Below are 22,387 nucleotides of genomic sequence, written 5' to 3' on the forward strand. Positions count from 1 at the left end.
CAGAAAGCCTACGCCCCGTTGTACAAACTCTAGCAGGGGGTTGGGTGTCTCAATTCTGACTCATGAGAGGACGCACGACCGGGATCAGCAGAGTTCAGCGTCAGATCAGGGTGATATGTGGCAGGCGAATCGCCGATAAAAGAGCGGCGTGGCAGGAAATCAGGCTGAACGGCCCAGCCTACACCTTGGTATTGAGCAGCGTGCCGGTCATCTCGTTAGACCGCTGGAGCACATTGGCACCGGCCTGGTTATACAGCTTGGCCTGAAGCAAATCCACCGCGGCATTCACCGGATCGGGACGTTGGCCTGAAGCGCTGTGTTCGGCAGCAGATGTCTGAGACATTGCGGGATTTGCCAGTGCGCGAGTGTTGCTTGATGCACCAGAGTTGGCAGATGCGCCAGGGTTGGTCGATGCACCAGAGTTGGCAGATTGCGCCGCCGGCAGACTGGCATCATGGATATTTCGGGCTGCCGAATTGGCCATGCCTTGCGCCTGGTTCAGCAACTGAACCCCGGCGTGGTGCGCGGAAATCGTCATGGACGGTCCTTGTCTTACCGGTCAATGAAAAGAGTGTTCATGATGAGCCAGCGTCCGGGCATTGTCAAATCGCCCGTTCCAATAAACGATTCAGGTTAAAGGCTTTCTCCCAGCTCAATCTGATACCCCAAATCGATCCGGGCCGGCCAGTCGGTTTGCCCTTTCAAGCGCGCCAGCAACTGCTCGGCAGCCACCTTGCCGATTTGCTCCCGGGGTGTCACCACCGTGGCTAACCGTGGCAGCATAGTCTGACTGATATCATGACCGTGGAAACCGGCAATCGCAATCTTCCCAGGAACTGCAATGCCCCGGCGCTGGCATTCAAAGACGGCGCCAATGGCCAGATCATCATTGGTACAGAAGATCCCGTCGACATCCGGATGCTGTGCCAGCATCTGACCGAGCAGCCGCGCCCCCAGCGTAAAAGAAGAGGCTTCTTCGGTCTGAATGGTCAATGGCGCAATCCCTGCCGTTTCCATGGCCTGGCGATAGCCGGCCATTTTCAGTCGCGTCCGCTCATCCATCCGGGCGGCAAAATAGGCGATTTTCCGGCAACCGCGTTGCAGCATGGCTTCGGTCATCGCCTGACCGGCCGCCAGATTATCAAAGCCCACCGCCTGCTCGATGCTCGGCGAGACGGAATCCATAATCTCAATCACGGGGATTGCTGCGGTGTGCAGCATTTTTCGCGCCCGCTCGGTATGCACACTTTCCGATAGGATCATCGCATCCACGTTGTAGGACAGCAGCGACGCAATGCTCTGCTCCTCCAGCTCCGGGCTGTAGCCATAGTGCGCCAGCATGGTCTGATACCCGGCCGGAGCCGTGACCGATTCAATGCCGCGGATCACTTCAGCAAACACCTGGTTGGTCAGCGAAGGCACCAGAACCCCAATCGCATTACTCTTGGCATTGGAGAGAATATCCGGCGCGCGGTTGGGAATGTAGCCCAGCACTTCCACTGCGGCAGCAATTTTTGCCTGCAACGCTTCAGAGACCTGAGACGGGTCGCGCAGGCACCGGCTGACCGTCATCTTGGTGACGCCGACCTGATCGGCAATATCTTGTAAGGTGGGACGTTTTTTCTTAACCGCCATGATGCTCTATCGTCTTGATGTTACTGGTAACATTGTACCTGATTTTTATCCGGTTTTAGCATAGCGCGCAAGTTACCTGGATCAAAGAAACCAAATTAACTGGGCCAAAAACAAAACGCACCCGGATGGGCGCGCTGTCTTTACTGGGCTTGTTGCACGCGAGGCGTCGTGCTCCAGGTGAGATGGAACTTGTCCGCTTCCGGCTGATCCGTCCGCGAATAGGTGTGCGAGCCAAAGTAGTCGCGTTGCGCCTGCAACAGATTCGCCGGCAGCACCGCACAGCGCAGCGCATCGAAGTAGCTCTGGGCCGAACCAATTCCCGGCATCGGCACCCCTTGCAGGGCCGCGTTGGCCACCGCACTGCGCCAGCCCGTTGCTCTCTCGGCCAGCTCGGTCCGGAAGTGCTCGGCAAACAACAGGTTTTCCAACGCAGGGTTTTGCTGATACGCAGCGGTCACCTGCTGCAGGAAAATAGCCCGGATGATACACCCGGCGCGCCAGATCTTCGCAATCGCCGCGAAGTCGAGTTGCCAGCCCTGACGCTCGGAGGTGGTTTTGAGCAGGTCAAAGCCCTGCGCATACACCGCCAGCTTGGCACAATAGAGCGCATCATGCAGCTCACGCAACACGGCTTCTTGATCCAGTACTGTCTCTTGGCCCTGCGTTTTCACCGGGCTGGCATGCGTATTGAACAGCGCCGCGGCGGTGGTCCGCTGCGATTTCTGGCTGCTCATCGCCCGAGCAAACACCGCCTGCGCAATGGTTGGTGCCGGACTGCCTTCCTGCAAACTGTTGACCGCCGTCCACAATCCGGTGCCTTTCTGACCGGCCTTATCCAGCACCACTTCTACAAACGGCGCGCCTGTTTCCGGATCCCGGGTTTGCAGAATATCAGCGCTGATTTCCATCAGGTAGCTGTTCAACACCCCTTGGTTCCAGCGGGCAAACACCTGACCGATTTCCGCCGCAGGCATCGCCAGCACCTCAGACAGGTAATGATACACTTCGCAAATCAGCTGCATGTCGGCATATTCGATGCCGTTATGCACCATTTTCACATAATGACCGGCCCCCGCCGGGCCAAGATAGGCCGCGCATGCTTCGCCATCATCGAACGGCCCGACCGGCATGCCCTCGGCATCGACTTTCGCCGCAATCGCGTGCCACATCGGTTTCACATACTGCCAGGCGGACGCATCGCCGCTGGCCATCAGAGACGGGCCGAGACGGGCCCCGGCTTCACCGCCGGAAACCGCGGTACTGAAAAAACGCAGCTTACCCTGATAGCGACGTTCCCGGGCTTCAGTGTCGGTCCACAGGCTGTTGCCGGTATCAATCACAATATCTTCCGGCTGCAACCCGGCGGCCAGCAATTCATCGGTCACCTGATCAACGATCGCCCCGGCCGGGACGCTCAACGCAATCACCCGGGGCGTCGCTAACTTTGCCAGTAGCTCAGTCAGATTCACCGCTGCCACAAAGCGCCCTCTTCCCGGCGCGGCTGCCAGTTCGGCGGCTCCCTGCTCGGTACGGGCCACATGGTCTGGGTTGAGATCAAAACCGGCCACCTGAAACCCGTGATCGATCAGATTCAGCGCCAGGCTCTTGCCCATCACGCCCAGGCCAATCATGGCAATCTCTGCATTATGCATGGCTTATCTCCTCAATTGCGCTCAGGGCCGCGCTGACCACAGCATCCACATCCTGGCGGATATCAATAAACAGCGCTTCACCCGCCGCCGGCTCTTCCAACGCCTCGAACTGGCTGCGCAGCATGGCTTCGCCGTTGAAATAATGATTGGCCCGCTGTTGATGGCGTGACCAGATGGTGTCAAACGCCCCTTGCAGGTAAACAATCACCAGCTCCGGGTTGTTTTCACGCAATATATCGCGGTAATGCGCTTTTAGCGCCGAACACGCCACCACAGCGGTGTCCCGCTCGACAAACAGCTGATTTAAGGTTTTCAACCAGCCGTAGCGATCCTCATCGGTCAGCGGGATCCCCTCTCGCATCTTGGCGACGTTTTCCGGCGGATGATAATCGTCGCCATCAAAAAAGGTCAGTCCCAACGCCGCCGCAATCTTGCTTCCAATCAAGCTCTTGCCGCAGCCTGAAACCCCCATGACCAGAATTTTTTTTGGTTTCATTGGACAATACTTCCCCCGGTCCCTGACCAAGTCAGGGACACCGATGTCAAATTAAAAAAGAAAGTTCGAATGTGTTGCTGCTACTGCCACCACATGGCCAGTTGAGGGAACAGAATCACTAAGCTCAGCACGAAGACCTGCAAGGCGATAAATGGCAGCAGTGAGCTAAAGATTTCACCCAGACTGATGTCTTTCGGGGCCACCGACTTGAGATAGAATGCCGCCGGGCCAAAAGGCGGTGACAGGAAAGAGACCTGCATGTTCAGACAGAACACCACGCCAAACCAGACCGGGTCATAACCCAGGCTGGTAATGATCGGCACAAAGATCGGCATGGTCAGCAGCGCAACGCCGACCCAGTCGAGGAACATCCCCAGCACCAGCAAAATCACCATCATGATCATCAGCGTGACAAACGCGCTGCCGCCGCTCAGGGCCAGAATCGTTTCTTCGACAAAATCTATGCCGCCCATCAGGTTGTAGACCCCCACCAGCGCGCTGGCACCGATACCGATCCACATGATCATGCCGCAGGTCCGCATGGTCGCGACCGCACTGTCTTTGAGCATGTTCCAGGACATTTCTTTGCGGATCAGCGCACTGATCATAATCCCGACCACACCCAGCGCCGAGGCTTCCGTCACCGACGCCACGCCGGTATAAATGCTGCCCAGCACCACAGCGACTGACAGCAGCGGGAAAAACAGCGCCTTGAAATAGCTGATCTCTTCGGCAGGTTCGGCCTCGCCGTTCAGGCTGTCACTTGGGAGCGGTGCCAGCGCCGGATTGAGCTTACAGCGGATCAGCACGTAGCCGATGTAGCTGGCCGCCAGCAGCAGAGCCGGCACAAACGAGGCTTTAAACAGATCGCCAATCGATACGCTGGCCGTCATGCCGTAGATAATCAACACGATACTCGGCGGCAGCATGGTCCCCAATGCACCACCGGCACAGGTGGTGCCGATCGCCAGTTTACGGTCATAGCCCAGACGCAACATCTGTGGCAGCGCCAAAATCCCCAACAGCACGGTTTCGCCGCCGATCACCCCGGACATCGAGGCCAACAGCACCGCCACCAGCAGGGTCTGCACTGCAACCCCGCCGCGCACTTTCCGACCGACCGACTTCATCGCATCGAACAGGTCGCGGGCAATCCCGGAGCGATCGAGCAAGGCCGCCATCAGGACAAACATCGGCACCGCAAGGAACACGTAACCAGAAGCAAAGCTGTAGGTACGGCTCGCAATCAGCGGCAGCGCATCAACCCCGAACCAACCCAGGGTAAAGAAAATCGCGACAAAGCCGGTGACAAATGCCAGCTGCATGCCGGTCAGCAACAGACCGATCATCATGACCAGCATCAGCAGGCTGCCCCAGCCAATGCCCATTGAAGACAAATCAAACATCGTTATGCTTCCCCAGCCCTGCAATTTCTTGAATCAGGTGCAATACAAATTGGATCACGAGAATACAGAAGGTGATAAAAATCAGTCCTTTGAGCAACGCCGGATACGGTGCATTCAACACCGAGCCCGAGGTTTCCAGCCGCAATTCGCCCCACGGGGTAAACCAGGCTTCCTGAGCCATGACGAATGCGCTGTAGGCCATCATGCCCGCGAAGGCCAAACCAACCAGATGGTGGATCAGGTTGAGGTATTTACGCGTTTGGCCGGACACCGCATCGTAGATCAGCACCACACGGACGTGTTTATTGCTGGCAAAGGCGTAAATGCCGCCGATCACAAACAGGGAGCCGCCGATAAACGACGCGGTTTCATGCACCCAGGTGGTCGGCGCATCAAACACGTAGCGCATCACCACTTCGTAAAATGAGATGGCCACAGTGATCAGGAAGAACAGGCTGAGCAGGTTGCCGATTTTCAGCACCAGTTTGTCGAGCAGGTTACGCGGCTGCTCCTCCGGCTCAACCGGCGAATGCGGGGTTTGGTCGTTCATGGTATGGATTCCAAAAACAGAGGGCAGGACTGCCCTCTCTCGATTAACACGTTAACAGCGGGACACTTACAGCAGGCCGTTGGTTTCCAAGAAGTTCGTCACCGAGTTGTACACTTTCTCGGCATTTGGCGAACGTTGGGCAAATACTTTCCATTGTGTTTTGGCAATTTCACGGAACTTGCGACGCTCTTCGTCGGACCAGTTATGGATAGTGATGTCCGGATTCTGATTCGCCTCGGTCACCGCCGCCTGATCTGCAATCTTCAGTTGCGTCGTCATGTCGTAAGAAAAATCACGCACTGACGTCGTCAGGATGGTTTGCAGGTCAGCCGGCATCTTGTCCCACTTTTTCTGGCTGATTGAAATATCGATCAGCGGCAGGGAGTGGAAACCCGGCTGAACCGGATGCTGGGCGATGTCATTCATGCCCGCTTTCTGGTTGGTCGAAAAGACGGTGTAGTCCGCCGCGTCGATCACCCCTTTGCTCAGACCGGTGAACACTTCAGAGCCCGGCAGGTTCACCGGCGTTGCACCCGCAGCGGCAAACACCTGCTGTACCAGCCCTTCCGGCGCACGCAGTTTCAGGCCTTTCAGATCAGCCACGCCGTCCAGCGGCACTTTCGAGATGAATGATTCCACCCCGGTCGTAGAAGCGCCGACAAACTTCACACCATACGGCGCATACAGTTCCGTCATCAGCTCGTTGCCGCCGCCGTAGTTCATGTATTGCAACAGTTGCGTGGTATCGGACCAGGCACCAACCATGTTGCCAATCAGGCCGAATGCCGGATCTTTACCGGAGAAATAACCGGTTGCCGTTACATGACCATCGAGGATACCCATTTTGATCGCACCCAGCGTTTCGGTGTGTTTCACCACCGCGCCCACCGGCAGCAGATCGATGTCAATCCGGCCGTCAGACATTTTCTCGACCCGCTCTGCCCACTTCTGCTGCACTTTGAAGTTCAGATCGCCAGACGGATCCGATGACTGAATTTTCAGTTTGTAGTCGGCTGCAAACGCAGAGGATGCAAACAGACCAGTGAGGGTGACAGCGATGAGCGTTTTCGTCATTTTTTTCATCTTGGTGGGTATCCTTTTGAGTTTCACAACAACCGGCGGGTGACGCTTTTCAATCATCATTATGTTACCGGTAACTTGATGCGGATGTTACCGGTAACAACCAAGTAACGTCCATGATGATGATCACAGCTTGCGTGACAATTAACAACAGACTTGTCATTAAAATAAAAAGTGTGAAGTCGGTGGAGATCAGGATATAGAATCGATTGCGCGACATAAAAACAGGAGAATAGCCCGTGAATCATGAATGCTGTAACCTATGCGCAGGTTTTTCAATCCAAACGCCGATACATCATGTCCAGAAGCCAACGCCTGTTCGATCTGCTCCAGCTGCTCCGCTGCCACAAATATCCGGTCACCGGCGATTACCTTGCCCGCGAGCTGAATGTCAGTGTGCGTACCATTTATCGCGACATCGCGACGCTTCAGGGCCAGGGGGCGGAAATCGACGGCGAAGCCGGTCTGGGTTATGTGCTCAAACCCGGTTTTACCCTGCCGCCGTTGATGTTTACCCCAGATGAACTGGAAGTGCTGCGCCTGGGCGCAGAGTGGATCGCCCAACAGGCCGACAGCGAGTTCAGCGCCAGTGCACGGCACGCCATCGCCAAAATTGCAGCCGTGTTGCCGCAATCGCATACCTGGCAACCCGATGATGAGATCATGCGTGTCGGTCCGCTTCCGGCGATGACCGATCTGCCGCTCGACATGGCCCTTCTCAGAGCTGCGATCCGGCACCAGGCGAAGATCGACCTGGACTACCGGGATGGTCAGGGCAAGCTGAGCCAGCGCTGTGTCTGGCCGCTGCTGATTGGCGTCTTTCAGCAATGCTACGTTCTGGTTGCCTGGTGTGAACAGCGCGAGGATTTTCGTCATTTTCGCCTCGATCGTATTGCCCGCTTCGCCCCGCAGGCCGAGCGCTATCCGCACCCACGCAAAGTGCTGTTGCGGCAATGGCGGCAGGCATCCGGGATCCCGACCGCCCAACTCGGTTACTGACGGGGTCGAAGGCTCCTGACAAAAACTGACAGTCCGACGACGTATGCTCTCTCCGTCCCGAATCATCAAGGAGAGAACATCATGACAGCACCTCACACCACGATTTTATATGTCCGCGATTTAACACAGAGCCTGGCGTTCTATCAGCAACTGCTCGGCGCAGCGCCACTGGAAGCCACAGAAACCTTTGCTCTTTTCGCCCTCAATGAAGGCGCCATGCTCGGCCTGTGGCACCAGGACAAAGTCGTGCCGCCCTGTGCGGGATCCACGCAGGCCCGCAGCGAGCTCTGCTTCCCGATGAGGGATCGCGATACCCTCCTCGGCACCTGCGAGCGTCTGGCGGCTCAGGGCGTTGATATCGCGCAATCGCCGACCGAGATGCCATTTGGCCTGACATTTCTGATCACCGATCCTGACCAGCACCGTATTCGCTACCTGCTGCCGAACTAATCACACATCATTTGAATCTGTGCCCGCTGCGAAAGCGGGCGCTGAGGAGACACTTATGACCAGTTTTACCCACACCCAGGGGCAATCCCTTCCGATCAATGCGGCGGACATTTACGTCGAAATTGCCGGCAACCCAACAGGCGAGCCCTTGGTGCTCTTGCACGGCGGCCTCGGTAACATGATGGATTTCAACGCCATCGTGGAACACTTGCCTGAGCAGTTTCAATTGATCGGGATTGATTTTCGCGGCCACGGCAAGTCGACCCTTGGCAATGCGCCGCTGACGTATCGCCAGTATCAGGCCGATGTTGAAGCCGTGCTGGATCAGCTCGGGATCACGCACTATAGCGTCATTGGCTTTAGCGATGGCGGGATCACCGCACTCCGGCTGGCGGCGGCGCAGCCTTCGCGGATCCGGGCTCTGGTCACCATCGGCGCCCACCACCAACTGGCAGAAGACGATCCGGTGTTGGGGATGTACGCCGCGATGACCGCAAGCAAATGGCGCGCCCTGTTTCCGGACAACGTCGCCCGATATGAAGCCACGAACCCTGAGCCGGACTTTGATCGCCTGGTACCTGCCGTGGTCGCATTGTGGACAGAGACCGCCGCCTACCCCGGCGAGGCCATTCACCACATCACCGCCCCGACCCTGATGGTGCGTGGCGATCAGGATCATCTGTGTACCCGGGCGCATACCCTGGCATTAGGTGAGTCTGTGCCTCAGGCAGAGTTCTTCAACCTGCCGGGCACCGGGCATGACGTCCTCAATGAAGCTCCGTCGCTCTGCATGGCCGGTCTCACCCCGTTCCTGTTGCAACATTGCACTGAATCCGGCAACGCCATGGCGTTCAGTACGTCCCCCGCGTAATGGTTCAGCGCGCGGCACAAGGCATCACGGTCGTGGTGCCTTCAGTCATTTTCCGATTCTATTTTCAACGCTGAGCACAACACAGGGACAACCGGGATGCCAATGGCCCCGAAAATGCGGTATTTTAGGCGAAGTAACAACTGACAAAACCGGTAGAGAATGAACACAACCCGCAACAATCTGACCGAGGCGGCATTGCAACTCATGGCGATTCGCGGCGGCGCGCGATGCTATACGTTTAACCCGGAGCGTGACCGCTTCAACCTTGGGTACTGCGTCGACACCCGCGTCCGGGATGGGCTAAATGCCAACCGGATCGCCATTAACCAGCGCCATCTCGCCATTGCTTCCCAGTATCCGTTTGCGCACCAGTTGGAAGCGCATTTCCAGATGCTGGTGGAGAACCGCACCCCGGTGCTTGTGGTGCTGGCCAGTCTCAGCGATATGCAAAACAATGAATTGCCGGATTACTTTTCACAGGCCGCGACGTTCGGCCGCATTCAAACCCAATCAAATGCGCGCAATACCGAAGCGCTCGGCGACGGTATCGAAGCCCATTGCTACCAGCTCACGGTGGCCGGCTACGACGCCACGATTGAGATCCCGGTCGTCCATGTCCATAACTGGCCGGATCATCAAACCATCAGCCCGGCGGCAACCGCGAACCTGGTGACCCTGATTGAAAGCATCACCCGCGAAAAAATCGCCTTTTATGAATCCCGCCGCAGCCGCGCCGTACATGATGCGACCAAACTGCTGCCCGTCATTCATTGTCGCGCCGGCGTCGGACGTACCGGCCAGACCATTGCCGCCATGGCCATGCGCCAGGACCCGAACCTCCCCCTGCACGTCATTACCCACGACCTGCGGGCATCGCGCAACGACACGATGATCCAGACCCCGAGCCAGATGGAAACCCTGCTCGAAATGGCCCGGCAATAACGCCGACCGACAGTTCACGCCAGCGCCTGGAACCAGCAATGCGCCAGGTGCTTGCCTAAAGCACCGCGTTTTGAGTCCGCGCCACCAGAAAGTCAATGAACAGGCGGATCAACGGATTCGGATAGGCGCTGGCTTTATACATCGCATATACATGGCCGCTGGTGTTTTCACTTAGGCTCGGCACCCAGCCGTCTAACAACACCACAAGCTCCCCGCGCCGTACGTAATCCGCCACCATCCAGCTCGATAGCTGGGCAATTCCGCAATCACCGAGCAACGCCGCCAACAACGGTGTTCCGCCTTTCGAGGTGACATTACCGCACACCGGCACTTTGCGCTGCTGGCGACCATTGGCAAAGTACCAGTATGACTGACGGCGCCCGCGATTGAGCAGCAGACAATTATGCGACGCCAGTTCATCCGGATGCGCCGGAATGCCGTGAGCCGCCAGATAACCCGGTGTCGCGCACACCAGGGTGTGATTGGACAGCAGCGGCCGGGCCTTGAGTTGTGAGTCCGGCAGCACGCCGACCCGGATCGACACATCAACATCCTCGCTGTAGAGATCGACCACCTGATTTTCCAGCTCTAACGCCAGAGAAATACCGGGATAACGCTTCAAAAATTCGGGGATCAGCGGGCAAACGTGCAAGCGGCCAAAGCTTTCGAACACGGAAATACGCAGCTTCCCTTCCGGCTCGCCGGGGGTGTCGCGCAGCGCGGCCTGGAGGTGATCAACCTCTTCCACGATCCGGCCTGCGCCTTCCAAAAACAAAGCCCCTTTCTCCGTCAGTCGCAAAACCCGCGTACTGCGCACAAACAACGCGGTATGGAGCTCTTTTTCCAGCGCATCGATTTTTCTCGCCACTGATGACGGCGCCATATTCAGTACCGCCGCCGCTTGGCTGAAGCTGCCGGTTTCCACCACCTTGAGAAACACCCGGATCGAATTCAACATGCGCCACCTTTGCAATTTACGCAAAACTGATTGAGTTATTTTGTGGATTCTATTGAGATCCGGCGAAATATACAATGCAGAGCATGTTCACCAACAGGAGAAAACACCATGGCAAATATTTCATTTGACCAGATCCCGGGAAAACTGATGGCCTGCATGATGCAGTCAGAGAACTACATCAATGGGTTAACCTGTACCAACCACGCCCAGCTGGAGCTGATCCGCTACTATGCGTCCGTTCTCAATCAATGCGCCTATTGTATCGATATGCACTTCAAGGAAGCAGTCGCGGCGGGAGAAAGCACGCAACGCCTGTACGCCGTTGCCGTCTGGCGTGACGTTAGTTTCTACTCCGAGCAAGAGCAGGCTTTGCTGGCCTGGACAGAAGCGGTCACTGACATCCGGGAAAACAGCGGGACACGACAGGCATCTTTTGAACACCTGCTGCACTTTTACACGCGGGAAGAGATTGCCAACCTGACCCTGGCCATCGCGCAGATGAATACCTGGAACCGGCTGGCCAAATCATTCGGCTTTGAAGCCGGGACGTATAAAGTCGGCGCGTACGCATAATCATCTTTTACCCACATCGACCTGCCAGGCGGTTGACCCAACACCAACCTGTGCTGGCAGGCTCTCCGTACCCGGCGTGTTTCACTGCGCGCGAACCCATTCATTTGACCAAAGAAAATAGCAACTTCATCACATTCCACTATCAAAATGAGATTCAGGTTTGCATTTTTGTTAAAAAAAATGCGTTTGTCATAACCTTATAAAATTAGTGGTGTTAGTATGCACCCGATTTCACAGTCAATTTCACAAGTTGGTATGGAAGATAATGATTAAAAGAACACAAGACATCACTGAAGCACTCGACAAGCCGTTTTCGATCCAGGTCGACGGCATCTCGATTCCGGCAGTCGAAGGGGAAAGTGTATTAAGCGCGCTACTGGCCTCAAACATTCGTCAACTGATGAAAAACGATTATGGCGCCGAGTCCGGCGCTTACTGCGGAATGGGTGTTTGTCACTGTTGCCTGATCCACATTGACGGCCGACACAAACAACGTGCCTGTCAGACGATTGTCAAACCCGACATGAACATCGAAACCGGTCGGAACAACGTGTTGGAGCAAGAGGTGAAGCATGGCTAAGAAGGTTGTTATCGTCGGGGCTGGCCCTGCGGGCATGTCAGCCGCCACGGAACTGGCAAAGTTCGGTATTCACACCACTGTCCTTGAAGAAGCGCCGAAAGCCGGCGGTGTTATTTATCGTGGCCCATGGCGCAAAACCCTGGATATGCCGCACCTGGATGAAAAACTGCAAGAATCGATCGATAAGATCCAGCAGAACTATCAGCAATATCGCTCGTTCATTGATCTGAGAACGCAAACCCGCGTGCTGGGGCCATTAGGCAACAACAGCCTGTTGCTGACCCATGACCATCAACTTTCCACCATCGAATATGACCAATTGATTCTGGCAACCGGATGCCAGGAGCGCAGTGTGCCTTTTCCGGGCTGGCAATTACCCGGGGTCATGTTACTCGGTGGCATCCAGCTTCAGCTGAAGAGCGGATTGGTCAGACCGGGGCACAAAGTCGTGATCGCCGGAACCGGGCCGTTATTGGTGCTGGTTGCCTGCCAGCTGCATAAAGCCGGGTGCCAGGTTGAAGCCATCTGCGAAGCGGCGAAGTTTTCTTCTATCGCCAAAGAAACCTTAGGCTTACTCAACCGGCCACAACAGGCACTCAATGGGCTCTCCATGATGTTATACCTCAAGCAGCACAAGATCCCGCTGCATTATGGCTGGGGACTGGTGAAAGCTTCGGGGGTGGAGCAGCTCAATGAAGTCACCATGGCGCCGTACAACGATCAATGGGAACCGGATCGCACCAAAGCCGTGACCCAGAATGTCGACACGCTCGGGGTGGGCTACGGCTTCTCGGCCCGCTCACAACTGGCTCAGTTAATGGGACTCGATATCGCATATGACCACATGAGTGGCGCGATTCCGACCACGGACGACTGGCAACGCAGCAGCGTGGACGGCGTGTTCTGTGCCGGGGACAGTGCCAAGCTGGCCGGTGCCGATGCCGCAATGCTGGAAGGCCGGATCTCCGCACAGGCCATCGCTGCGGAACAGGGCAAGCTGAGCCACACCGAAGCCGAGCAACAGATCCACGCCATGCGCCGCAATTTAACGCGTTTTTACCGTTTCCGTCAGGCGTTTGATACCGCAGGCTACCGGGAATCCGGATTGCTGTCACTGCCGGATGAAGACACGGTGATCTGCCGTTGTGAACAGGTGAAACGACGTGCCATTGATGAAGCCATTGCACAAGGTTGCCGCGATATCGTGACCCTGAAAATGCGCACTCGCGTCACCATGGGCGATTGTCAGGGGAAAACCTGCGCCCATTACTGTTATGACCGTTTAAAGGAAGAAGGCTACGGTCAGGACCAAGGTCTGGTCCGCCCAAGGTTCCCGTTAGATCCAATCCCGTTCGCTGCTCTGGAGGATAATGAATGAAAGCGTATGATGTAGTCATCTGTGGGGGTGGCGTCATTGGCGCCTCGGTGGCGTATTTCCTCAGCCGTCAGAAAGATCTGAAAATTGCGGTGGTGGATTACAAGCATCCCGGCAACGCTTCACGGGCATCAGCCGGCGGCCTGTGGGCCATGGGCGAATCCACGGGGCTGGGATGCGGGGTTATTCTGTTCAAAACCCTTTCGAAGCAGATGCGGGAATCCGGCGCGACCGATGCACCGGAGCTGAACCCGCACATCATGCCCGAGCCGTTTTTTAATATGTCAATGATGTCGAATGCGATGTACCCGGCGCTGTATGATGAGCTGCTCGAAAACCATGGCGTGGATTTCAAGTTTGAACGGACCGGCCTGAAATTTGTCCTGTTCGACCAGTATGACCGCCTGTATGCGGAGCATATCGCTGCGGCCATCCCGGATCGTCAGGCGCATGTGCGTTGGCTTTCGCAGGCCGAGCTGCATGACGAAGAGCCAAACGTCTCACGCGATGCCGTCGGGGCCATGGAATTCGACTGCGATCACCAAATCAACCCGTATCGTCTGAATGAAGCCTACCTTGAGGCGGCGCGGCAAAATGGTGTTGAGCTGTTTCTGAACACCAAAGTGACCGGGATTGAGCGCAAGGGGAACCGGGTCACCGCAGTGAAAACAGAGCAAGGTGTGCTGCCGTGTAAGATGATGATTAACGCCGCGGGTGCCTGGGCAGAAACCATCAGCCAATGGGCGACCGGGTATGCCTTACCTGTCTTCCCGGTCAAAGGCCAGGTGATCATTACCGAAAAACTGCCGAAGCTGCTCAACGGTTGCCTGACTACCAGTGACTGCTACATCGCACAGAAAGACAACGGGGAGATCCTCATTGGCTCTACCACCGAGGAAAGAGGGTTTGATACCACCAACGATGTCAAATACATCAAGCAGCTGGCACAGGGTGCGATGAAATCGATCCCCGCACTGCGCGATATGAACATCAAACGTTGCTGGGCCGGCCTGAGACCGGGATCGCCGGATGAGCTACCGATCCTGGGTCCGGTTCCGGGGATTGAAGGCTATCTCAATGCCTGCGGCCATTTCCGGACCGGGATGCTGACCTCGGCAATCACCGGGCAGCTCCTGGATGAGCTAGTCCGGGCCGTGCCGACCACCATCGACATTGAACCGTTCGCTTATGAGCGTTTCCTCAATGAGGAAGGCATCATGGTTGCCGAACACAAGCTCGCCCATTCTTTATAATGGCGAGTTTGATTCATGCTCATTATTGGAAAGACAGGAAATTGAACCGATAAAATAAATTTCTTTGGGTCACCTGGTTCAATAGATATTGACTAAGGTGACCCACTTTCAAAGCACGACTCTTCATTCAAAGCACCGTTCTGAATAAGCAAAAGTCTTACTTGATACCAGGTTTATGACTTGACGCATATCCCATGAGCAACAAGCGAATCATCAGACAATTAAAATTAATTCAACTACCCCTTTGGCCGCACAAACTGGTAATTTGTCACCTTTCAAACGGAGCAAGGAAATTATTATTCTGGTAAACCAGAGCAGAATAACCATCGCAGGAATAAAGCTGTCACATCCGTTAGTTTTCCCTCTCAAACGACGCTGAATCATTCACGAAAGACACGCTTCCCAACAACCCCAAAAAAGTGGAACCAATCACCCACGAATTCACTCCTTTGCTTTTTTTCATCAAATACAAAAAGCAATATAGCCCCGCTTAATCTTTAAGCATTCACATATAAATAATCACACAATAAAAAGACTCATAACCTTCATTCGGACGCTATTTATTGATGAATGTTTATGAGCTGTTTAACAGGAAAATATAATGAATAATAAACACCTTTCTGTAAGTGTTGTTACCCTGGCTTTGCTTGGCGCTTTGGCGCCGGCACACGCTGAGGACACACTCAAGGCTTATACCTCTACCCTGCTGGAACTGGATGACAGTGACGCACGCGCAAAAAAAATTCGTCTAATCTATTCTTTAGAAAATGTCTGGAACCAGTCACTGCTACCAAGCGGCGCTAAGGAAGCAAAGCTGATCTTAAACGGCGGATCCGGATTCGATATGACCAACGTCCCGAACAAAGAGCAAATCTACGGTTTTTCGACCGGCGGGGATTACCGTTACACCATCCCGACAGCCTTTAAACTGGCCTTGAGCTACCTTAATGGTGCACCGCTGCGTCACATGAGCCATGCCCCGGAAAATACCATTGCCACAACTTCCGTTAGCGAATCGCTGGACTTCAATCTGGGCTTCACCGCTTCTCAGTCGCCTTCAATCGGTGGTGGGATCTCCTGGAGTAACCGGATAAGTTACGATCAACCGGAGTTCCAAACGGTAGCGGATTTCAGCCAGACCAATGAAAGTATCAGTTGGTTGATTGAGAATCAGACGATTCGTAACCATACCCCACCGAAAGACTGGTTGCTATACCACTGGACCAGTTGTGACATGGGCAATCTAATCGACTACAGCGAGTTGCCTGTCGTCATGCGCTCTGACTTTAAACCACAAGTGGGTGTGGTCTATCGCAAAGACAATATCAATGATGGTGAGGATGTGACCGACATCAAGCTGGTTGCCGGATGGCGCAAGACCAACTACTACTTCGGTCGCGACTGGTGCAGTTGGTACACTTCTCCGGAAAATACCTGGAAGAAAAACAAAGACAGCAGTCAGTGGACTGAGACCAGCCGGGCAGTGACGATCGCCTGGAACGACGAGCTCTACCACTAATCTCTGCGCCGGTTACCGCGTGATACGGATGCGGGGTAACCGGCATTTTCCAATGCCAACCGACAACAAGACAGATTTTATGGTCGCTAAAAAACAACTTTTTATCGGTACAATGCTGATGGTCGCCGCAGCACTCGGCGCCCGCCTGATCACCATGAGCATCAACGCTGATCCGGTCCCTTCTACAGTCACAACTGAATTTCCAGAGCAGCAAGACAACCAAATTGCTGAGGCGCTAACCGCCCCCCCAGCACAAGCAATCAGCTCAACCCTTGAACCCGACACCATCCAGCCAGGCAGCGGAGAGGATGCCTATCAGGCAGCAGACACACCATGGCTTTCGGCCCCGTTGAATGAGCTCAGCAACGCGCTATACGATTTCATTGAAACCGAGCAAGTCCGCTATATCAATACGACAGACTACCCATTTGATGCGCACAAACAGAGGCAGCTGCGCGCCCTGGCCAAACAAGGCGCACTGATCATGTTTGACAACACAGAGCCAGACTACCTGGACAGTTATGGCGTCAACGAAACTCAGGTAGTCTCCGAATACTTCGGCACGGCGTCTGAGGGAGACGTTATTATTGCAACCGGCGTTCCGACAGAAGACGGGGGCATTCATTATCTGGTTTTGCCGCTGATCAACAAAAACACGGCTGACAACAGTGCGCTGGTTGAAACGGTGAAAGAGGCAGTCACCTTACTGAAAGCGCAAAAAACTGATTTGGTGAAACCCAGACCACGGCAATAAACGTTTGGCAGTCGCGGCAGGGCCGCGACTGCTTATTTTCCTGGCCAGTCATGATGATTTAAAGTTGCTGATAATCACCCAGGCACCAATGGGTAATCAGGTCCAGGTATTCCTCGCCGGCATCTTCCGATGAAAAGTGGGATGCATGGTCAAATACCACCCGTTTGTTGGACGGGATCTGTTTCGATAAATCATCTGCATTGCTGACAAAAACGAATGGATCCAGTTTGCCCCAGGTGATCAGGGTTGGCAGACGAATGTCTTTGAGCCGCTTCTGAATCCAGGATAAGTCGTTCGGATAAGTGCCAAAAAAAGTGATAGCACACCGATGGGCTTGTTCATCGAAAGCAATGTCATAGTACTCTTTGATCGCTCGTTTGGTCGGCCGGTAACTGTGATAGCCATCTTTCACAGCCGTTTTGAAATTCGTTGCCATCACGGACTTTTTGTTGAGTCCTTTTGCCAGCCATCGCACCAGGCCAAAGTTAACTACCGCCTTGAGGATCGGCGACATTTTCGCCGGGTAATTCCCCGGACCATCAAAAATGTTCAGACTCTCGAATCGATCCGGATGCGCAATGGCGGCCGCGAGTGCGATCGGGACGCCCACATCCGGCCCAATGAGATGTGCTTTGGCAATCCCAAAATGATCCATCACCTGAATGATCACCTGGCTTAAATTCCGGGGCGACATGTCGCTTTCCTGTGCTTTTGACAAACCAAACCCAGGAATGTCGAATGCAATCAGGTTGAAGTGGCGGCACAGCGTTTCCCAACCGCTTTCCCACATGCGGATACTTTGGGGCAGACCATTGAGCAAGACCAATGTCGGCGCATCTTTCTTCTCATAACGGACATACCGGATGTCAAACTTGCCGATGTTGACGAATTGAGGAGAGAAAAGGTCGATATCTGATTCAGGTTCATTTGATGCGTATTGTTCCAACGCCTGATGAAGCAGGGAGTAAGCCATTGCCATACCTTTGGTTTCACGTTGTCGATAACGTGGGTTACTAATGTATACTAAAGTACATAAATGAGTGTTACCCTGCAATAAGGCAGAATATTCTGCCTTAGTTACCTTTTGATAACCTATGAGAACGAAGGAAGATGGCTGCGAGTAATCAAACGGGCAAAAGAGTCTTCGTACAAAGTGCAGACTGCCCTATTCGTGATGTCGTTGCGCAGATCGGTGATAAGTGGTCAATCTTGATCCTATTCAGCCTTGTTGACGGGCCTGATCGATTCAACTCCCTGAAATCAAGAATTGAAGGGATTTCGCAACGCATGTTGACACAAACATTACGGGACCTGGAACGGGATGGCTTTGTGAACCGGACGGTATATTCCGAAGTCCCGGTAAAAGTGGAGTATGAATTAACTGAGCTCGGAAAAGGACTAACCAAGTCGGTCTGGGGACTGGTGTCGTGGGCGGATGCGCACCATGACGACATTCGAGCAGCGCGCCAACATTATGATGCAAAAAAACAATAGCCCAGCAGCAAAAAGCCGGTGCGCAGCCGGCTTTTTCGTCTCTGCTCGCCAGATCTCTAAAACTTATTGCGCGCAGACTGAAAGGCTTCTTTCATGGTTTCAAACGCTTCTTCCGCCCCGGCTTTCAAATCCTGCCAGGCTGCGTCGCTGGACGCCTTGACCTCATCCAGTTTGTTTTTTGCATCCTGCTTTTTTTGCTTCAGTTCCTGGATTTCTTCACGATATTCCGCCTGTTTTTCCGCTTTGGCCTGATTGGCTTTCGCTTCAAGCTTATCAATCTCGGCATTCCACTCATCGAGCTTGGCATGAAGTTTGTCGATAAATGCTTGTCTGTCCATCCGTTCCTCCTCGCTATATGTATGTTCAGTACGTATTACATGCGTTGTCCGTGGCCGGATCATCGCTGCTATCGCTGGATTCATCCGCAATATTACCGGCTCATCCACTGCAATAACTCAACTACCAGTTGATAGCGGGACTGCAATTCCCGCAAGTCGGCAGCCTCAGTCACGGCATCCTGGCCAGAGCGCCAGATCATCTCAGCCTGATGACTGACCGCCTGTTGCTGCTCCGATGTTCGGCAATGTTTGGCAACCGTTGCCAGAGCTTCCAGCAGCCGGATCGAAACCGCAACATTGCCTCTCGCCCCCTGGCGGATTTGATCAAATGCCGCATTCACCATCCCGGTATAGCTGACGCTGCGAAACCGACAGCAGATTTGTTCCGCTTCCTGGCATCGCAATGGGTGCGGAAACTGGCGCCGGGTGAGCAAACTCAGCACCGCTCCCAGCCGATCGATACAGGTCATCGCGGTAAAGGGATCATTGATCCCGGGGGATAATGCCCGCAGAGCAATCTCGACCATCTGGTTGAGGGCAAATTCCGGATCTTGCTCGGCGGTACGTAGCGCGCCGCAGACAAAGGCCTGCCGGATTTGCCGCGCTTCCGCCTCCAGCGTTTCCGGATCTGATGAACACGCGTGTTCGGGATCACGCGGGATCGCCGCCACCAGCGTCACCCCGCAGGTGATGAAATCGCCGGGTCGAAAACGGACATCGTAAAAACAGTCAGATTCAGCCGCCGACTGCAATAAAGCCGCATAATCGACCGCTTGCAGGTAGCCGTCACCCGTGGCAGTGATCGGCCGGATCGCAGAGGTCTGTTCGACAAAGTCAGGGACCGCCAAGGGTTGCGATTCATACTGCAACGGCTCCGGAAAAAACAGTTCGATGCTGGCGACCAACTCATCATAGACGGTCGCCACCACCTGATCGGCCTGAATCGACACCGACACATGATGAATAAAATAGATCAGCACCCCGACATTGAGCACCGCCAGCCCCAGCGCCACATTCACGGACAGGTACGGGACAAATGCCTTCTCCTCTTCCGTATTGACGGCGCTGAGCACAAACAGGCAATAAATAAACGTGGCGATGAAGATCCCCAGCACATACTGAGTGCCGGTATCTTGCATGAAGTTTCGCAGCAAACGGGGACCGAACTGGGAAGACGCCAGCGTCAGTGCCACAATCGTGATCGAAAACACCACCCCGGCCACCGTGACCATCGACCCCGCCAGCGTGGACAAAATCACCCGGGCGCCTTCCGGTCCGCCAAAATAAAGAAAGCTGAACTGACGGAGCACCGCCAGTTCGATCAGCTGGTCGAAAACAATCAGGCTGTGGGCTGTCCCCATGGCGATCAACACCAGCCCGCCCGGCACAAACCAGAAGCTGGTCCGTACGCCTTCCCACCAATTTTGTAATTGTATTTTCACGGTGCGGCTGAACCTCGGGTGAAAAGCATCTATTAACAGTAGCAAAGCTGGCTCATCACAGGCATAAAGCTGGTCGCGGTCCGGCAAGAAGACGTTCGTGGGCACGCATCAGGCGCTTTTCGGCAAGCGAATGTAAAGGCGGGCGAAACTGCGGATAGAAAAAAGCCCGGTCCAATGCCGGCCGGGCCAAAAACTTGTAACTCAAAACACAATTAGCGAGAACTCTGAAGTTCAGGTTTATCCTAATCGGCCATACCTGAACCCAGGCTGGTCAGGGTGATACTTTTTCAAGCGGCTCAAGTGCCAGGCAATCCTGAACCCCCACGTCTGCCACAAAGTCAGGATCATGGCTCACCAGAATCATCGGGCCTTGGTGGTCGTGCAGCGCCCGGGCCAGCATCTGCTTCGCCACCAGGTCCAGGTGATTATCCGGCTCATCAAGCAACAACAAAGTCTCGCCCGGCTGATGACTAATCACCAACAGTGCCACTTTCATGCGCTCGCCGCCGCTGAGCCGCCCGACCGGTAATTCCGCCCGCTGCCGACGAAACCCGACCCCGGCGGCCATGGTGCGCAGCTCAGTCTCCGTATAATCCGGACACAGCCGCTGCAAGTTGGCCAGCACCGTCTGGGCTTCATCCAGCAAACTAAAATGCTGATCCAGGTAACACAGGCTGGCCCGGCAATGGGCCTCCCCCGCCGTGGGTTGCAACTCACCGAGCAAGGTTTTGAGCAAGGTCGACTTGCCGCAGCCGTTCGGGCCGGTCAGATGTACCCGATCGCCAAAAGTTAACCTGAAACTGATAGGCGCATGCTGTCCGTAGCGGAGTGTCAGTTGCGTCACATCCAGCACCGCCGAGAGCCGCTTTTCAGCCGCATTGACCTTCAGTTGCAGTGGTTTGTCCTGAACATATCGGGCCTTGTGCTCGCTGACGCGTTGCTCGGCCGCTGCCAATTGCCGGGAGAACTGAACCTTGCGCGCCGAGGCGGACAGCTGTGCGCCTTCTCGTTTACCATCGAGCAACATCTTGGGCTGACTACCGGAGCGCCGCTCCTTCTTGCCCGTCACCGCCCGTTGCTGGGCTTTTTCCTGACTGCGCTGGTGTTGGCGACGCAACTGCGTTACCTGGTTTTCCGCACTGGCCAGCGCCCGGCTAGCTGCGCCCTGCTGCCGCGCTTTCTCCTCGACATAATCCGTGTAATTGCCGCCGTACTGGCACATCCCTTCAGCCGTCAGTTCCAGAATACGATCCACTTCCCGCAGCAGTTGGCGGTCGTGGCTGATCAGCAACACCCCGCCGCAATACTGGTGCAACTGCTGGATCAACCAGCATCGCCCCGCCTGATCCAAATGGTTGCTCGGCTCATCCAGGATCAGAAAGTCGTAGTCGCCTTCAAACAACTGCCAGAGCTGCAAGCGGATCAGTTCGCCGCCACTGAGCGCCTGACAAGGCTGAAACGGATCCGGCGGCAGCCCGATGGCGCTCAGCCTAGCGCGAAGGACTTCGCGGATCTCCCAATCATCACCGACCAGTTCAAAATCTTCGGGCGCGCAACTGCCGTGCTCGATCCGCGCCAAGGCCTGCAGCTTGGTCTCTAACCCCAGAAAAGCCGCAACGCTTCCCATCTCGCGGCGCTGCGTTATGTTAGTGAGCTGCGCCAGACAACCGATGTTGGCTGAACTGCGGACAGTACCGGCATCCGGTTGGATCTGTTGCGATAAAATGCCGGCCAGCACCGATTTACCGGCGCCGTTTTTGCCGACCAGACCGGTGATCTGGTGTTCAAGTGAAAAACTCACGCCGGAAAACAGCGCTTCGCCGTTGTGATGATAAACCGCCAACGCATGGGCGGTCATGATTGAAGCAGACATCGCCATCTGCACCTCCTGAAAATCTTTTGCGGGTGCTCAAGGGACAATTCAATCAAACTCGAAAAACCTGTCACCGAAACCGGCAGGTTCTGAGTCATACGCCAGAGCACCAAAAAACAGATCAGGGGTAGTCGCGCACGCCATTGA

Annotated in this window: 23 protein-coding genes; 11 read left to right on the top strand and 12 right to left on the bottom strand. The window is 55.1% G+C overall.

Translation table 11 applies throughout. The features are described 5' to 3' along the window. Positions 1–178 precede the first annotated feature (178 nt). The 7 genes from NH461_RS22250 to NH461_RS22280 all read right to left on the bottom strand — a co-directional run bounded on the left by NH461_RS22250 (position 179) and on the right by NH461_RS22280 (position 6,822). Entirely contained in the window at positions 179–538 is a 360-nt protein-coding gene (locus tag NH461_RS22250) for a hypothetical protein (RefSeq protein WP_261603148.1), read from the bottom strand. Between the two features lie 95 nt (positions 539–633). Next, positions 634–1,635 carry a gluconate operon transcriptional repressor GntR gene (gntR, locus tag NH461_RS22255; protein WP_261603149.1) on the bottom strand — a complete coding sequence of 334 codons (1,002 nt, stop codon included), beginning with the start codon at positions 1,633–1,635 and terminating at the stop codon, positions 634–636. A gap of 140 nt (positions 1,636–1,775) precedes the next feature. Further along, positions 1,776–3,287 carry an NADP-dependent phosphogluconate dehydrogenase gene (gene gndA / locus NH461_RS22260; protein ID WP_261603150.1) on the bottom strand — a complete coding sequence of 504 codons (1,512 nt, stop codon included), beginning with the start codon at positions 3,285–3,287 and terminating at the stop codon, positions 1,776–1,778. Beyond that, positions 3,280–3,783, bottom strand: coding sequence for a gluconokinase (locus NH461_RS22265; RefSeq protein WP_261603151.1), 504 nt, complete (start codon positions 3,781–3,783; stop codon positions 3,280–3,282). The genes gndA and NH461_RS22265 overlap by 8 nt, the downstream gene beginning before the upstream one ends. Before the next feature lie 80 nt (positions 3,784–3,863). Next, positions 3,864–5,189, bottom strand: a complete 1,326-nt coding sequence (locus tag NH461_RS22270) for a TRAP transporter large permease subunit (protein ID WP_261603152.1) — start codon at positions 5,187–5,189, stop codon at positions 3,864–3,866. Continuing rightward, positions 5,182–5,739, bottom strand: a complete 558-nt coding sequence (locus tag NH461_RS22275) for a TRAP transporter small permease subunit (RefSeq protein WP_261603153.1) — start codon at positions 5,737–5,739, stop codon at positions 5,182–5,184. Before NH461_RS22275 ends, NH461_RS22270 begins: the two co-directional genes overlap by 8 nt. Positions 5,740–5,805: 66 nt before the next feature. Beyond that, on the bottom strand, positions 5,806–6,822 hold the full coding sequence (locus NH461_RS22280; RefSeq protein WP_261603154.1) for a TRAP transporter substrate-binding protein: 1,017 nt from the start codon (positions 6,820–6,822) through the stop codon (positions 5,806–5,808). A 294-nt stretch (positions 6,823–7,116) separates the two neighbouring features. On the opposite strand from NH461_RS22280, the gene NH461_RS22285 reads away from it, so the two are divergent. From NH461_RS22285 to NH461_RS22300, 4 genes are all read left to right on the top strand, one after another. Further along, a complete protein-coding gene (locus NH461_RS22285; protein WP_261603155.1) occupies positions 7,117–7,818 on the top strand; it encodes a helix-turn-helix transcriptional regulator in 702 nt (233 codons plus the stop codon). Positions 7,819–7,899: 81 nt separating this feature from the next. Next, complete coding sequence (locus NH461_RS22290) at positions 7,900–8,268, top strand: VOC family protein (RefSeq protein ID WP_261603156.1); 369 nt, start codon at positions 7,900–7,902, stop codon at positions 8,266–8,268. Between the two features lie 55 nt (positions 8,269–8,323). Then, positions 8,324–9,139: an alpha/beta fold hydrolase gene (locus NH461_RS22295; protein WP_261603157.1), complete on the top strand. Its 816-nt coding sequence runs from the start codon at positions 8,324–8,326 to the stop codon at positions 9,137–9,139. Between the two features lie 159 nt (positions 9,140–9,298). Next, positions 9,299–10,081: a protein-tyrosine phosphatase family protein gene (locus tag NH461_RS22300; RefSeq protein WP_261603158.1), complete on the top strand. Its 783-nt coding sequence runs from the start codon at positions 9,299–9,301 to the stop codon at positions 10,079–10,081. A 55-nt stretch (positions 10,082–10,136) separates the two neighbouring features. Here the strand turns inward: NH461_RS22300 and NH461_RS22305 are convergent, their stop codons facing one another. Further along, positions 10,137–11,039 (bottom strand): LysR family transcriptional regulator, encoded by a 903-nt coding sequence (locus tag NH461_RS22305; RefSeq protein ID WP_261603159.1) that lies wholly within the window; start codon positions 11,037–11,039, stop codon positions 10,137–10,139. A gap of 108 nt (positions 11,040–11,147) precedes the next feature. On the opposite strand from NH461_RS22305, the gene NH461_RS22310 reads away from it, so the two are divergent. The 6 genes from NH461_RS22310 (at position 11,148) to NH461_RS22335 (ending at position 17,093) form a co-directional block, all read left to right on the top strand. After that, positions 11,148–11,612, top strand: coding sequence for a carboxymuconolactone decarboxylase family protein (locus NH461_RS22310; protein ID WP_261603160.1), 465 nt, complete (start codon positions 11,148–11,150; stop codon positions 11,610–11,612). Between the two features lie 265 nt (positions 11,613–11,877). Then, a complete protein-coding gene (locus NH461_RS22315) occupies positions 11,878–12,192 on the top strand; it encodes a (2Fe-2S)-binding protein (RefSeq protein WP_261603161.1) in 315 nt (104 codons plus the stop codon). Beyond that, positions 12,185–13,570 carry an NAD(P)/FAD-dependent oxidoreductase gene (locus NH461_RS22320; protein ID WP_261603162.1) on the top strand — a complete coding sequence of 462 codons (1,386 nt, stop codon included), beginning with the start codon at positions 12,185–12,187 and terminating at the stop codon, positions 13,568–13,570. The genes NH461_RS22315 and NH461_RS22320 overlap by 8 nt, the downstream gene beginning before the upstream one ends. Further along, positions 13,567–14,820, top strand: a complete 1,254-nt coding sequence (locus NH461_RS22325; RefSeq protein ID WP_261603163.1) for an NAD(P)/FAD-dependent oxidoreductase — start codon at positions 13,567–13,569, stop codon at positions 14,818–14,820. The genes NH461_RS22320 and NH461_RS22325 overlap by 4 nt, the downstream gene beginning before the upstream one ends. A gap of 601 nt (positions 14,821–15,421) precedes the next feature. Next, positions 15,422–16,339, top strand: coding sequence for a leukocidin/hemolysin toxin family protein (locus tag NH461_RS22330; RefSeq protein ID WP_261603164.1), 918 nt, complete (start codon positions 15,422–15,424; stop codon positions 16,337–16,339). Between the two features lie 79 nt (positions 16,340–16,418). Further along, on the top strand, positions 16,419–17,093 hold the full coding sequence (locus tag NH461_RS22335; RefSeq protein ID WP_261603165.1) for a topoisomerase I: 675 nt from the start codon (positions 16,419–16,421) through the stop codon (positions 17,091–17,093). Positions 17,094–17,151: 58 nt separating this feature from the next. Here the strand turns inward: NH461_RS22335 and NH461_RS22340 are convergent, their stop codons facing one another. Next, on the bottom strand, positions 17,152–18,066 hold the full coding sequence (locus NH461_RS22340; protein ID WP_261603166.1) for an alpha/beta fold hydrolase: 915 nt from the start codon (positions 18,064–18,066) through the stop codon (positions 17,152–17,154). Between the two features lie 137 nt (positions 18,067–18,203). Between NH461_RS22340 and NH461_RS22345 the strand changes: the two genes are divergently transcribed. After that, entirely contained in the window at positions 18,204–18,587 is a 384-nt protein-coding gene (locus NH461_RS22345; RefSeq protein ID WP_261603167.1) for a winged helix-turn-helix transcriptional regulator, read from the top strand. Positions 18,588–18,643: 56 nt separating this feature from the next. Here the strand turns inward: NH461_RS22345 and NH461_RS22350 are convergent, their stop codons facing one another. The 3 genes from NH461_RS22350 to NH461_RS22360 all read right to left on the bottom strand — a co-directional run bounded on the left by NH461_RS22350 (position 18,644) and on the right by NH461_RS22360 (position 22,246). Continuing rightward, on the bottom strand, positions 18,644–18,925 hold the full coding sequence (locus NH461_RS22350; protein WP_261603168.1) for a hypothetical protein: 282 nt from the start codon (positions 18,923–18,925) through the stop codon (positions 18,644–18,646). 92 nt (positions 18,926–19,017) lie between these two features. Next, a complete protein-coding gene (locus NH461_RS22355) occupies positions 19,018–20,367 on the bottom strand; it encodes a DUF2254 domain-containing protein (RefSeq protein WP_261603169.1) in 1,350 nt (449 codons plus the stop codon). A 271-nt stretch (positions 20,368–20,638) separates the two neighbouring features. Beyond that, positions 20,639–22,246, bottom strand: coding sequence for an ABC-F family ATP-binding cassette domain-containing protein (locus NH461_RS22360; RefSeq protein WP_261603170.1), 1,608 nt, complete (start codon positions 22,244–22,246; stop codon positions 20,639–20,641). Positions 22,247–22,387: the final 141 nt, after the last annotated feature.

Origin of the sequence: Photobacterium sp. TY1-4 (assembly GCF_025398175.1) — a bacterium.
Taxonomy (GTDB): domain Bacteria; phylum Pseudomonadota; class Gammaproteobacteria; order Enterobacterales; family Vibrionaceae; genus Photobacterium.

What these genes read in the sequence shown, in the direction of transcription:
- NH461_RS22280 (WP_261603154.1), bottom strand. Translation starts at nt 6,822, where the DNA reads ATGAAAAAAATGACGAAAACGCTCATCGCTGTCACCCTCACTGGTCTG.
- NH461_RS22345 (WP_261603167.1), top strand. Translation starts at nt 18,204, where the DNA reads ATGGCTGCGAGTAATCAAACGGGCAAAAGAGTCTTCGTACAAAGTGCA.
- NH461_RS22350 (WP_261603168.1), bottom strand. Translation starts at nt 18,925, where the DNA reads ATGGACAGACAAGCATTTATCGACAAACTTCATGCCAAGCTCGATGAG.
- NH461_RS22335 (WP_261603165.1), top strand. Translation starts at nt 16,419, where the DNA reads ATGGTCGCTAAAAAACAACTTTTTATCGGTACAATGCTGATGGTCGCC.
- NH461_RS22250 (WP_261603148.1), bottom strand. Translation starts at nt 538, where the DNA reads ATGACGATTTCCGCGCACCACGCCGGGGTTCAGTTGCTGAACCAGGCG.
- NH461_RS22275 (WP_261603153.1), bottom strand. Translation starts at nt 5,739, where the DNA reads ATGAACGACCAAACCCCGCATTCGCCGGTTGAGCCGGAGGAGCAGCCG.
- NH461_RS22340 (WP_261603166.1), bottom strand. Translation starts at nt 18,066, where the DNA reads ATGGCTTACTCCCTGCTTCATCAGGCGTTGGAACAATACGCATCAAAT.
- NH461_RS22300 (WP_261603158.1), top strand. Translation starts at nt 9,299, where the DNA reads ATGAACACAACCCGCAACAATCTGACCGAGGCGGCATTGCAACTCATG.
- NH461_RS22325 (WP_261603163.1), top strand. Translation starts at nt 13,567, where the DNA reads ATGAAAGCGTATGATGTAGTCATCTGTGGGGGTGGCGTCATTGGCGCC.
- NH461_RS22265 (WP_261603151.1), bottom strand. Translation starts at nt 3,783, where the DNA reads ATGAAACCAAAAAAAATTCTGGTCATGGGGGTTTCAGGCTGCGGCAAG.
- NH461_RS22360 (WP_261603170.1), bottom strand. Translation starts at nt 22,246, where the DNA reads ATGGCGATGTCTGCTTCAATCATGACCGCCCATGCGTTGGCGGTTTAT.
- gndA (WP_261603150.1), bottom strand. Translation starts at nt 3,287, where the DNA reads ATGCATAATGCAGAGATTGCCATGATTGGCCTGGGCGTGATGGGCAAG.
- gntR (WP_261603149.1), bottom strand. Translation starts at nt 1,635, where the DNA reads ATGGCGGTTAAGAAAAAACGTCCCACCTTACAAGATATTGCCGATCAG.
- NH461_RS22285 (WP_261603155.1), top strand. Translation starts at nt 7,117, where the DNA reads ATGTCCAGAAGCCAACGCCTGTTCGATCTGCTCCAGCTGCTCCGCTGC.
- NH461_RS22290 (WP_261603156.1), top strand. Translation starts at nt 7,900, where the DNA reads ATGACAGCACCTCACACCACGATTTTATATGTCCGCGATTTAACACAG.
- NH461_RS22320 (WP_261603162.1), top strand. Translation starts at nt 12,185, where the DNA reads ATGGCTAAGAAGGTTGTTATCGTCGGGGCTGGCCCTGCGGGCATGTCA.
- NH461_RS22270 (WP_261603152.1), bottom strand. Translation starts at nt 5,189, where the DNA reads ATGTTTGATTTGTCTTCAATGGGCATTGGCTGGGGCAGCCTGCTGATG.
- NH461_RS22295 (WP_261603157.1), top strand. Translation starts at nt 8,324, where the DNA reads ATGACCAGTTTTACCCACACCCAGGGGCAATCCCTTCCGATCAATGCG.
- NH461_RS22305 (WP_261603159.1), bottom strand. Translation starts at nt 11,039, where the DNA reads ATGTTGAATTCGATCCGGGTGTTTCTCAAGGTGGTGGAAACCGGCAGC.
- NH461_RS22310 (WP_261603160.1), top strand. Translation starts at nt 11,148, where the DNA reads ATGGCAAATATTTCATTTGACCAGATCCCGGGAAAACTGATGGCCTGC.
- NH461_RS22330 (WP_261603164.1), top strand. Translation starts at nt 15,422, where the DNA reads ATGAATAATAAACACCTTTCTGTAAGTGTTGTTACCCTGGCTTTGCTT.
- NH461_RS22315 (WP_261603161.1), top strand. Translation starts at nt 11,878, where the DNA reads ATGATTAAAAGAACACAAGACATCACTGAAGCACTCGACAAGCCGTTT.